We start from the raw sequence: 11,544 nt of genomic DNA, 5'->3' as shown, positions 1-11,544 counted from the left end.
GGTTAAAACGCAACGTCAACGATCAGCGTATCGGTATAGGTGCCGGCAGGCGGCGTAGACTGGCTGGTAAGGACTTTGGCAGTGTAGTTGTAGGTTCGCAATAAACCGTCGGTACTGACCTGCGAGGAGGTTGCGCTGGTCCAGCGCTCGGTACCGCTGCCACCCCAGCGGTTGGTCGTGGCTTCTTTATAAATGTCGTAACTCATGTAGTTACTGCCGCTCACCATGCGGCGAACGTTATTCAGCGCGTTGGCACCATTATTAATTCCGATAGTGTAAGTGCTTCCTTTGGTACAGGTGACGGCAATCGCCTGCGAGACAGTGGGGAAACTTTGCACCAGCGGCGCACTGTTGAAGTTGACGTCCGGCGTGGTCATGGCGCTGCAGTCGTTGGTAACGGTCATGTTGAGAAGAATACTGGTGGTCGCCGTGCCTGTCTGGGGAACGGTGCAAAGGCCCAGCACGCCCACGGAACAGACGCTGTAGTTGATGCTGAAGGTGAGCAGCACCTGATAGGGCCCGGCCGTGACGTTTTGTCCGGCAACGGTGCGGAAATAAAGCGGAATGCTGTACTGTTTTGACCCCAGTAATCCCAGCAGGGTGTTGCCGCTCCAGGTATAAGCTTTGCTGATTTGCACTTCGCTGTTGCTCGAACACCCCGTTAACCCGCACAACCGGGTGGGGATCACATCCGTGATGGCCGCATTGTCGGTGCGTTTCATGGTGGCACGGCTGTTGCCTGAAACCGACGCGGCGGTGTAGTTCAGCGTCACCGAGTCGTTGGTCAGAAGATTGAGCACAGCGTCGCATGCCACGATCAGCCTGCCGGTGGTTTCGACCTCCCCGGTTCCGCTGAGCGCGAACGAGGTGACGCTACCAAATGACGCATTTACCGTACTGACGGTACACGCCGCCCAGCCGCCGCCGGAAAACAGCAGCAGTATCAACAGCAGTAAGCGCTTCACCGTTCCTCCCGGCAAATCAGCGGTCCGTATGTCTGCAGCTTATGTTCCGGGTTGGCCCCCACGGTCAGCGTGGCCGAGCAGTGTTTTCCGTCTGGCGTAATCACCTCAAGCGGGTTCACATCGCTGAGATTTTCCAGCCAGGCGATGCCGTCATACCCCACCACCGCATTGTTGCGCGAGTCGCGTCGAACCTGGCTTCCCACCGGGATAGCCTGCCCCTGCTTGTCATGCAGAATGACGCTTGCCACCCGCTCCTGCTCCATCGGGAAATCGACCAGATAACCGCTGTGGCGGCGAATAGCGATCCGCCGCTCTGTCTCTTTCAGCCGGGTATCCGCGGGCAGATTCAGGGTATCAATGCGATAACTGGCCGGGTAATAAGCCGATACCCCGCTGACCAGCAGGTAGCCGTTATTGTTTGTTTTGCCGACCGGCTGGTTCTCATAGCTGACGGGAACGTCCGGGTGACCGTCGGTGCTGATCACCACAAACGCATCGTTGATTTTATTTGCCGCAAACAGCTCGCCGTCCATCAGCACAACCGCGCCCATCGCCTCTCCCCACCAGGTCATCATGCCCCTTTCGCCATAACCACCGCCCTGAAGTTCGATGTTGTTATTGCGCCAGCCCAGCGTTCCCTGTTGATAATCATTGGCTTTCGACTGGTTGGCCCATGCCATGTTCCAGCTAAAGCCACCGTCGGAAGGCATGGAGTGGTTGTAGTTGATACGCTGCGTGCTGCCGGCATCTGGCGTGTTTTCATAGGTTACGGCGGCACTGTCACGCTCTCCCAGCGGCACCTGAAGCGACATGGCCACCGTCCAGTCTCCCCGCTGCTGATCGCGGCTTGCAGCCAGATAAATACTGCTCGCCCCCCACAAATTGCGGCTCCAGGAGAGATTCAGCAGTTCGGTTTTTTGGTTGTCAAAGCTCTCCACGCCGATCCACGCAGCACCGAGACTGCCATATTCGCCCAGGTTAAAGGTGAGAGAGTACTGGTCGGTGTTGCGACTAAAACTGGCGATGGGCCGGTCATTTTCGTCATAGACCGTCGGTTGGTCGTAGAGGGCGAGGTTGCCAAAGTCGCGATCGCGCCGCGTATGCTGTGTCGCTACACTAAATTCACTGGTACTGTACTGATAGCCCCAGTTGATTTGCCCGCCATTATCTCCACGCATGCGGCTTTGAGAATACGCGGTATTCACGATGCCAAACCGACCCAATTTAACCACCGTCCCCATCCCGCCCAGCGCCAGCGCTTCTGCTCCTTCGGCATGGCCCTCCAGCGTCAGCCAGTCCGTAACGCCATAGCGATACGACCCACTACCCGCCGCCGGGCCGTAGTCAAAATTCTTGATGCCGTAATTACGCCGCAGGCTGCCGAGCGTCACCGCCCCGTCGCTCAGGCCCTGTTTCAGCAATTCGCTGGTGACGTAAAACGGCAGCGTGGTACTCACCTGGCGCCCCAGCGCATCGGTGGTGACCAGTACCGCGTCCCCTGCTCCGTTGATATAGGGCAGATTGGTCAGGGTGAACGGTCCCGGCTGAAGCTGGGTCGAGCCGGAACGATAGCCATTGATAAAGAGATCCACCGAGGTGGGAACCGCCGCTTCGCCCGAGAACTCTGGCAGTGGCCAGGTCACGAGGTCAGGACGCAGGGAGAAATCCCGCCCGTAGCTGATCCCGCCCATGCGCACGCTGGTGCTCCAGCTCAGGGCATCGCTGATCACATCCCCGGCGGTCCAGGTCGTGGCCTCGTCCTCGTTCGTCATCAGAAGCGTCGTGTCATAGCGCACATACCCTTCCTGCTGACCGTCGTTTCCGGTGAAATTTTCCCGGGCATAGCCGGTTGAAGAAAAGGAGCCGTTCTCATTGAAGTAGCGGAATTCATGCCAGAGCGAGGCCTGTCCGCCGACATGTTCCGTATGGTTGGTGTAGAGATCGTAATTGAGCAGCGCTCCCCGCCCGAAGTGCGGTTTGCTTTGTGACATTTGTCCGCTGAAAGGGGTCACGCGTGAGGCGACCCAGTCGGCCGGAACGCCCAGCAGCAGACGCTGCGCCGCGCTGTCGTACTCTACGCGCACCTGCGGCAGGGTAGAAAGGTTCACGTCTCCGGCAGGCACATGCTCCGGCGGAAGCCCTGCCCGCAGCAGGTCGGCGCTGGAAATAAAGAATGCCCCCTCGCGCTGCGTCACGGGCACCACCATACCGGTGTCGTAGTGATTCAACACAATCGAGAGCTGAAAGACCGCTTCGCCGTTCAACGCCTGAGCCTGCGGCGGCGGCGGTAAACTGTCATCGCCGGGCTCAGCCCAGGTGCTGGTACTGACGCAGAGCAGGATCATCATCGCCGGTTTCAGTTGACGGGCGTCGACTGCCATTGCGTATCCCTGGCATTAATCTGCGCGCTCAGCCGGTCTGGCTGACCTATTCCGGCCGGGATTGACCAGGTGCGGGTGCTGCCCGCAAGAACATACCCGAGTAATCCGTCTGCAACCGTCCGCTTCTGCCCGCCCTGCTCCAGCGCCACCTGGCTGAGTTTGACGTGCACATCCCCCTGATTACGGACCTCCAGGGCAGGATGTCCCTTCTCCTGCGTCACCCGCCAGCTCAGATTTTTGGTCTCCACCAGCGCATGATGTGCCCCCTCTTTTAGGGTCGGGATCCCCTGTCCATAAACGAACAAAGGAATGGAGTAGCGCATTTGCAATTTCAGGCCAATGGCCGGCTCGGCTTTGGCATCCGGCTGGGGGATTTCATCCACAATAATGCGGTAGGCCTGTTCGACGCCGAGCGGCACCGAACCCTGCTTAATCAGACGAATAAGCTGCTTACTGCCTTTGCCAATGGTGACGATGGGCGGGCTGGCCACCACATCCTGCTGTGCGGAGTAGCGTTCATAACCGCCCTCCTGCTTCCAGCGCACAATGCGGACCTGCATTGTCGTTGCGCTGTTCCCCTGATTCTGGATCCATAATTCAGTGGCTTTGGCATCCGCTGACAGCCACGGATCGATGGGCCACAACAGAATGGTTGCCGCCGCCTGCGCCTGGCCTGTCGCCGCAGCCATTCCCCCCAACAAACTCACCAGACAAAGGTGTCTGAAAAATGGCTTCATCGACTGTCTCCCTTTATCACCATGACAAGGTCACGGTGAGCTGATCAGAATACGTTCCTGCCGGGCTAAACCCGGTCAGCAGCGCCACACCAAAAAGCGGCAGCGCAATGTTATTACTGTTGGTATAGGTCACCGGTATTGCCTGATTGACGCCAATTTCGCTGTTCGCCGCCAGCGAACTGCTGCTGTAAAGGCGATATCCCACCACTTCCGTCCCCCCTGAGCGCTTCATACGCCGAACGGAGGAGTAATTCTGTCCGCCGTTAATGCTCATACTCAGCGCCACGCCGGGCGTGCAGGCGATGGACAAGGCCCCGTTAGGCACAAAACTGGTGCTCACCGGGGCACTTTCCACCCCGTTGTGGGTACCGAAATCGAGCGTACCGAAAACTCCTCCGCTGCCCGTGGATACCGCGCACCCGGGTACAATGGTCGCGCTGACCTTAAATGACTGTGACGTCACAGCACCCGCCGCAGGCACCAGCATCAGGCAGACGATCAGCGCGTACAAAGGGTGCACGATCCCCTCCGCGCTGTTGCGCAGACGCAAAATGGATGCCTTCATGGCTGCGTGAAACTAATAGGTGACGCTGACGTTAATCGTGTCGGTGTAGGTGCCCGGAACGACCGTAACGCTGTTACCGCCCCCGGTAATGCGCCCGTAAAGTGTGTAACTGTCGATGCCCCCGGCGGTTGACGCTATTGGCAGTGCCGCGTTGTTGGCAACGACGTTGTTAAATCCGCTGTCGCTATACAGGCTGTAAGCCACACCCTGTGCAGCATTGGTGGTGTTGACCAGATAGCGCGCAGGCGTGCCTGGCGTCCCCACAACGGTACCCGGCGCGGTGGAGTTGGTATTCCCGGTGATCGCCACCGTATAGCTGGCGGTCGTACATTGAATGGTGAACGTGTTACCGCCGCTGGCACCGGTCAACTGCGTCGTCAGGGTGGAAAACGTTGCGGGATGGGTGCCGAAATCCAGGGTCCCGAAGTTAATGCCATTTTGCGTGGGCGAGCCGTTTATCAGACAACCGTTCGTCAGGGTTAACGTCGCGCCAATAGTACCGCTGCTGGTCACCGCCAGCGCCTGTTGGGCTGTTGTCGCCGTCAGCAACGTGCCTGCACAGATCAAAAGGAGTTTTCTTTTCATTTACCACCCTCCAGAAGACATTTCCGTTCGCTTGCCACATTTTATTTTTGCTGTTCAAGATGTTAGCCCCACTTAACGTTCCTCTTCCGGGGGTTATTGAGAATTTAGTTTATGGATACCGCTTCGACCACCCGCGCCGCGGAGGGCAAGACTGATGGCTTATTGACTGAATATTTATTTATAAAACAGGATGTTAATACTTTGTAAATGCCTTATTTCTCGTATACGCAGAGGATATATCCATCGAAATGTGATCTGCATCACAATATATCGTCGAGGCGTTAACAACAAAATTAATAAAAATTAAAAACTAGTTGTATCTCCCTCCGCTTTACTTCAATTTATGTGCCGAATAATTTCCTGCGTCGTAATAAAAAATCTATATACATCGGCGCAGACGGCAACCAAAGCGCATAGAGGGTCTTTTTTCGTGGCAAGTGCAAACAAACTCACACTCTTCATCGTGATTTTCATGCTGGCGGGTATTCTTTCAGGGGCGGCGATTCATGAGTATGCCTCTGCGGATGCCATCAAAGCATGGTCGGATAACATCACGCTGCTGACCGATATTTTCCTGCGTCTGATTAAAATGGTTATTGCACCACTGGTCTTCAGCACGCTGACCGTAGGCATTATGAAACTGGGTGAAACCTCCACCATTGGTCGCGTGGGCGGCAAAGCGATGGTGTGGTTTATTAGCTCATCCGTGCTTTCCATTCTGGTGGGACTGTTTATCGTCACGCTGGAGCGTCCGGGCAGCGGCCTGAACCTGGCTATCCCGAAAGAGGCGGTAGACACCGGCCTTGCGGTGGGGGGGATGACGCTGAAAGCGTTCTTGTCCCATACCATTCCGACCAGTATTGCCGGTGCGATGGCGAACAATGAAATCCTGCAGATTGTGGTCTTCTCTATGTTCTTCGGCATCGCCGGCGCGTCGCTGGGGCAAAAATTCAATGCCCCGCTGGTGGCCGCGCTGGATGTGGTCTCCCATATCATGCTGAAGGTGACGGGTTACGTGATGTACGTCGCCCCGCTGGCCATTTTCGCCGCCATCTCATCTGTGATTGCCACTCAGGGTCTGGGCATTCTGCTGAACTACGCCTCCTTTATTGGCGGCTACTACGTGGCAATCCTTCTCACCTGCATGGTGCTGCTGGCCGTCGGCTATATGGTGCTGAAGAAAGAGGTGTTCCGCCTGGTCAGCATGCTGAAGGACCCAGTGCTGGTGGCGTTTACCACCAGCAGTTCAGAAGCGGCGTATCCAAAAACGCTGGAACAGCTTGAGCGTTTTGGTTGCTCGCGCAATATCGCCTCTTTCGTTCTGCCGATCGGTTACTCCTTTAACCTGGTGGGCTCTATGGTGTATTGCTCTTTCGCCTCGATGTTTATCGCCCAGGCGTACAATATTCACCTGAGCTTCACCGAAGTGACCGTGCTGATGCTGACGCTGATGCTGGCTTCAAAAGGGATTGCTGGGGTGCCTCGTTCGTCGCTGGTGGTGCTGGCGGCAACCATCCCGAGTTTCAATATTCCGGTGGCGGGTATTTTGCTGCTGATGGGGATCGATCATTTCCTGGATATGGGACGTTCAGCGATTAACGTGCTGGGTAACGGTATTGCGACTGCGATGCTGTCGCAAAATGAAGGGGCGCGTGAAGCGGAGACTGAGCTGGTAGAGCAGGAAGCGTAACGGGTTGGCCGAATGGTTTCGTTCACCTTAAGGCCAGCAGAAAATACCATGTCTGCAGTAGTCGAATAAGATAAGGGGGCTGCAATAGCCCCCTTAATACGTTCACCGCAGCGGGCGAATCAGATAACCGAAATGCCCGACTGAACGAAACGGTTCCACGAAAGCCTCACAGAACCGTTTAGAGAAACATTACGCCACGTGATTCGCCGCGATATCCAGCAGCGCCATCTCATCACTGTTCAGCAGCTTCTCAATATTCACCAGAATTAGCATACGCTCACCCAGCGCTCCCAGCCCGGTCAGATACTCGGTAGACAGCGTGACCGCAAACTCCGGCGCCGGACGGATTTGATCGGACGTCAGGGACAGCACATCAGATACGCCATCCACCACGATCCCAACCACGCGCTGCCCCAGATTCAGGACAATCACCACGGTGTTCTCGTTATAGTCCACGTCACCCTGGCTGAACTTCACGCGCAGGTCAACGATAGGCACAATCACGCCGCGCAGGTTGGTGACACCTTTAATAAAGGCAGGCGTGTTCGCGATGCGGGTAACCTGGTCGTAACCACGAATTTCCTGCACTTTCAGGATATCGATGCCGTACTCCTCATCGCCTAAAGTGAATACCAGGAATTCCTGCCCTGATGGCTCGCCCGCCAGTTTCGTTACATTACTCATACCGGTCATGTTATTACCTTCTACTTAATCAGGCGGCTGTGTACGCCACACGTTGTTCACGATTTAATCCCTGAAGCGCCGACACATCAACGATCAGCGCCACGCTACCGTCACCCAGAATAGTGGCGGCAGAAATACCTGGCACTTTGCGGTAGTTGCTTTCGAGGTTCTTCACGACCACCTGGTGCTGGCCAATCAGCTGATCAACCAGCAGCGCGTAGCGGCGACCCGCACTTTGCAGGATCACCACGATCCCCTGCGTGGCCTCGGTTTTCGCGCCATCCACTTCGAACACTTTCCACAATTCGACCAGCGGCAGGTACTCACCGCGCACTTCAAGAACGCGCTCACCACCCGCCAGCGGATGCAGATCTTCTTCACGCGGCTGCAGCGATTCCATCACTGCGTTCAGCGGCAGAATAAAGACTTCGTCCGCCACTTTCACCGACATGCCGTCGAGGATTGCCAGCGTCAGCGGTAGCAGGATACGAATGGTGGTGCCGGAACCTTGCTTAGACTTGATCTCAACGTGGCCGCCCATCTCCTGAATGTTACGCTTCACCACGTCCATTCCCACGCCGCGTCCGGAAACGTCCGTCACCTGCTCTGCGGTCGAGAAGCCTGGCGCGAAGATCAGCATGCCCACTTCTTCGTCAGTCATGTTTTCGTTGACCGCCATTCCCTGCGAAATGGCTTTCGCCAGAATGCGCTCACGGTTCAGGCCCGCACCGTCATCGGTCACTTCGATGCAGATGTTCCCGCCCTGGTGTTCGGCGGAGAGGATCAGATTCCCGACCGGGGATTTTCCGGCGGCAATGCGGTTTTCCGGCAGTTCGATACCGTGGTCGAGGCTGTTACGCACCAGGTGCGTTAACGGGTCGATAATGCGTTCGATCAGGCTTTTATCCAGCTCGGTGGAGCTGCCCATCAGCGTCAGTTCAATCTGTTTATTCAGTTTGCTGGCCAGGTCACGCACCAGACGCGGGAAGCGGCTGAAGACATATTCCATCGGCATCATACGGATGGACATCACCGATTCCTGCAGGTCGCGGGCATTACGTTGCAACTGCCCCATGCTGGTGATCAGATCGCCGTGGGTCACCGGGTCCAGTTCGTTAGACCGCTGTGCCAGCATCGACTGGGTAATCACCAGTTCACCCACCAGGTTAATCAGCTGGTCAACTTTCTCGACGGCGACGCGGATGCTGGTGGATTCACTGGAGCGCGCGGCCGGTTTTTCACCACGGCCTGGCGCGGCAGCATCTTTTGGCACCGCTTTCAATACCGGCGCCGCAGGCGCAACGGCAGGCGCGGCCGCCTGAGGAACAACCGCCACCTCTTCCACTGCCGCTGGCACGTCAACCGCCGCCGTTTCGGTTTCAAACGCGATCTGGTCGGCTTCGATAACAAAGCACAGGACCGCCACGATATCGTCCTGGCTAATCCCCTCTTCCAGCGTCGCACTCAGGCTGTCTTTGCCTTTCACCACGTTGCTTAATTTCGCCAGGTTACTCAGCTCTTCTTCAAGAAGGTCAACTTCGTTCTCTTTGAGGCGAGACAGCACCACGCGCACTTTACTCGCAGCGGCGGCCGGGGCCGCCTCTTGTGCGGTAACGGCATCGACAACGCTCAGTTTGGCTGCCGGAACAACAGCTGCGGCTGCGTCACCTTTGGCTTCCAGCGCGAGCTGGCGCAGCGCATTGCAGATGTATTCAAAGCTGGCGGCATCAGGCTCTGCCGAGCTTTTATAGGCGTCGAGCTGTTCCTGCATAATATCTTTGGTTTCCAAAAACAGGTTGATAATGTCGGTATTGAGCTGCATCTCACCGCGTCGTGCTTCATCCAGCAGGTTTTCCATTAAATGGGTCGTTTCCTGCAGGATGGTAAATCCAAACGTTCCGGCTCCGCCTTTAATCGAGTGCGCTGCACGGAAGATGGCATTGAGCTGCTCGGAGTCCGGTGCTTCAGGCACCAAATCCAGCAAGTGTTGCTCCATATCGGCCAACAATTCGTCGGCTTCATCAAAGAATGTCTGGTAAAAATCGCTAATATCCATGCTCACGCTATCACCTCGGATTGGCTGGTGGCGATGTTGGAACGGCAGCCGAAGGAACGGCCCCAGGCTGTTTTAAATCGTCCAGTGACTCATTCTGACTTTCGGCGTTTTCGTGCAGGATGGCCTGCTCCGCCTGCTGGTTCAGCACTAAAAGACTGATACGACGGTTGATGGCGTCATCCGGCCCGCGGTCAGTGACACGCATGGTTGATGCCATGCCGACCACGCGCAGTACCTTGCCATCATCAAGCCCACCTGCCACCAGCTCGCGACGCGAGGCGTTGGCACGATCGGCAGAAAGCTCCCAGTTGCTGTATCCCTTCTCACCCGTGGCGTATGGGAAGTCATCCGTGTGTCCAGACAGGCTGATACGGTTAGGAATACCGTTCAGCACTGGCGCAATGCCGCGCAAAATGTCGCGCATGTATGGCTCAACTTCCGCGCTGCCCGTTTTGAACATCGGGCGATTCTGGCTATCAATAATCTGTATACGTAAACCTTCCTGCACCAGATCGATCTTCAGGTGTGGTCGCAGGGCACGCAGTTTAGGATCCGCCTCAATCAGCTGATCGAGATCGCCGCGCAGTTTCTTCAGGCGCGCTTGCTCCATGCGTTTTTTCAGCTCGTCGATGTTCGGCTCTTTCTTCACCTCACCCTTCTGCTGGGTGTAATCATCGCCGCCGCCAGGGATCGGGCTGTCGCTGTTAGAGATTCGCTGCCCACCGGTCACGGCGGTCGCCAGCGGCGTTCGGAAATACTCGGCAATCTGGATCAACTCTTTCGGGCTGGAGATGGAGATGAGCCACATCACCAGAAAGAATGCCATCATTGCGGTCATAAAATCGGCGTACGCGATTTTCCAGGAGCCATGCGCGCCGTGCCCATGCCCCTTGTGCTTGCGTTTTTTTACGATGACGATCGGATGGGACTGATTTTTCATGCGTCCTCAGTTGTCGTCTGTTGGTTTGGGTTTTTCACCGCACGCACGTGTTCTTCAAGCTCGATAAACGACGGGCGCTCGCTGGAATAAAGCGTTTTACGGCCGAATTCAACTGCGATAGGTGGCGCATAACCGTTGAGGTTAGAGAGCAGCGTGATCTTCACGCACTGCATCATTTTGGTCGTTTCCGCGCTCTTCTGACGCAGAACGCTGGCCAGCGGAGAGATAAAACCATACGCCAGCAAAATACCGAGGAAGGTGCCCACCATCGCATGCGCAATCAGCGCGCCCAGCTCTGCCGCAGGACGATCCGCCGAGGCCAGCGCGTGTACCACGCCCATCACCGCCGCGACGATACCGAACGCAGGAAGGGAATCGCCCACCAGCGCCAGGCTGTTTGCCGGCACTTCGGATTCGCTTTCATGCGTTTCAATCTCTTCGTCCATCAGCGCTTCGATTTCGAAGGTATTCATGTTGCCGCTGATGATCAGTCGCAGGTAATCGACGATGAAATCCAGCATCATTGCGTCAGCGAGAATGCGCGGGTAGCTGGCAAAAATTTCGCTCTCTTTCGGGTTTTCAATATCCCGCTCAAGCGAGAACATGCCCTGCTGACGCGACTTCGCCATCAGACGATAGAGCAGCGCAAGCAGATCCATATACATGCTTTTGGTGTATTTAGAGCGACGGAACAGCAGTGGAATAGCTTTCAGCGTGCCCTTGATCGATTTACCGTTATTACCAACGATAAAAGCCCCTACCCCTGCGCCGCCGATGATAATAAGTTCAGCCGGTTGATAGAGTGCTCCAAGGTGCCCGCCGGTCATCATGTAACCGCCGAAAACTGTACCGAGAACTACCAGGTAACCTAATAAGATAAGCACGACATCATCCTTCCGCTAGTGACTATGGCAAGGATGTTCAGCTCGCAGCGTTTACCG

The 11,544-nt window shown here is 56.3% G+C and carries 10 protein-coding genes; 1 reads left to right on the top strand and 9 read right to left on the bottom strand.

What is annotated here, in order from left to right:
• Positions 1-2: 2 nt before the first annotated feature.
• From QRN24_RS08420 to QRN24_RS08400, 5 genes are read right to left on the bottom strand one after another with little or no spacing between them, the layout of a single operon-like run.
• Positions 3-965: a Csu type fimbrial protein gene (locus QRN24_RS08420; RefSeq protein WP_040017802.1), complete on the bottom strand. Its 963-nt coding sequence runs from the start codon at positions 963-965 to the stop codon at positions 3-5.
• Positions 962-3,346, bottom strand: coding sequence for a fimbria/pilus outer membrane usher protein (locus QRN24_RS08415; protein ID WP_284942613.1), 2,385 nt, complete (start codon positions 3,344-3,346; stop codon positions 962-964). The genes QRN24_RS08420 and QRN24_RS08415 overlap by 4 nt, the downstream gene beginning before the upstream one ends.
• Positions 3,322-4,083, bottom strand: coding sequence for a fimbrial biogenesis chaperone (locus tag QRN24_RS08410; protein ID WP_032680765.1), 762 nt, complete (start codon positions 4,081-4,083; stop codon positions 3,322-3,324). The genes QRN24_RS08415 and QRN24_RS08410 overlap by 25 nt, the downstream gene beginning before the upstream one ends.
• Positions 4,084-4,099: 16 nt before the next feature.
• Positions 4,100-4,648, bottom strand: coding sequence for a Csu type fimbrial protein (locus QRN24_RS08405; protein WP_025203836.1), 549 nt, complete (start codon positions 4,646-4,648; stop codon positions 4,100-4,102).
• A 12-nt stretch (positions 4,649-4,660) separates the two neighbouring features.
• A complete protein-coding gene (locus QRN24_RS08400; RefSeq protein WP_020883378.1) occupies positions 4,661-5,233 on the bottom strand; it encodes a Csu type fimbrial protein in 573 nt (190 codons plus the stop codon).
• 430 nt (positions 5,234-5,663) lie between these two features.
• On the opposite strand from QRN24_RS08400, the gene QRN24_RS08395 reads away from it, so the two are divergent.
• Positions 5,664-6,923: a dicarboxylate/amino acid:cation symporter gene (locus QRN24_RS08395; protein WP_025203835.1), complete on the top strand. Its 1,260-nt coding sequence runs from the start codon at positions 5,664-5,666 to the stop codon at positions 6,921-6,923.
• A gap of 189 nt (positions 6,924-7,112) precedes the next feature.
• On the opposite strand, the gene cheW is transcribed toward QRN24_RS08395, so the two are convergent.
• Genes cheW through motA form a run of 4 tightly spaced genes read right to left on the bottom strand, consistent with a single transcriptional unit; the run spans position 7,113 to position 11,487 of the window.
• A complete protein-coding gene (gene cheW / locus QRN24_RS08390) occupies positions 7,113-7,616 on the bottom strand; it encodes a chemotaxis protein CheW (protein WP_014170674.1) in 504 nt (167 codons plus the stop codon).
• Between the two features lie 19 nt (positions 7,617-7,635).
• Entirely contained in the window at positions 7,636-9,669 is a 2,034-nt protein-coding gene (cheA, locus tag QRN24_RS08385) for a chemotaxis protein CheA (RefSeq protein ID WP_020883375.1), read from the bottom strand.
• 4 nt (positions 9,670-9,673) lie between these two features.
• Entirely contained in the window at positions 9,674-10,603 is a 930-nt protein-coding gene (gene motB / locus QRN24_RS08380) for a flagellar motor protein MotB (protein WP_014170676.1), read from the bottom strand.
• Positions 10,600-11,487 (bottom strand): flagellar motor stator protein MotA, encoded by an 888-nt coding sequence (gene motA / locus QRN24_RS08375; RefSeq protein WP_008500417.1) that lies wholly within the window; start codon positions 11,485-11,487, stop codon positions 10,600-10,602. Before motA ends, motB begins: the two co-directional genes overlap by 4 nt.
• Positions 11,488-11,544 lie beyond the last annotated feature (57 nt).

It is taken from the genome of Enterobacter sp. MEB024, from assembly GCF_030209635.1.
Lineage (GTDB): Bacteria > Pseudomonadota > Gammaproteobacteria > Enterobacterales > Enterobacteriaceae > Enterobacter > Enterobacter ludwigii.
Note: the sequence above shows the minus strand (reverse complement) of the source record. Positions and strands in the feature narration are given on the sequence as shown.

What these genes read in the sequence shown, in the direction of transcription:
- motB (WP_014170676.1), bottom strand. Translation starts at nt 10,603, where the DNA reads ATGAAAAATCAGTCCCATCCGATCGTCATCGTAAAAAAACGCAAGCAC.
- cheW (WP_014170674.1), bottom strand. Translation starts at nt 7,616, where the DNA reads ATGACCGGTATGAGTAATGTAACGAAACTGGCGGGCGAGCCATCAGGG.
- QRN24_RS08405 (WP_025203836.1), bottom strand. Translation starts at nt 4,648, where the DNA reads ATGAAGGCATCCATTTTGCGTCTGCGCAACAGCGCGGAGGGGATCGTG.
- QRN24_RS08400 (WP_020883378.1), bottom strand. Translation starts at nt 5,233, where the DNA reads ATGAAAAGAAAACTCCTTTTGATCTGTGCAGGCACGTTGCTGACGGCG.
- QRN24_RS08415 (WP_284942613.1), bottom strand. Translation starts at nt 3,346, where the DNA reads ATGGCAGTCGACGCCCGTCAACTGAAACCGGCGATGATGATCCTGCTC.
- QRN24_RS08410 (WP_032680765.1), bottom strand. Translation starts at nt 4,083, where the DNA reads ATGAAGCCATTTTTCAGACACCTTTGTCTGGTGAGTTTGTTGGGGGGA.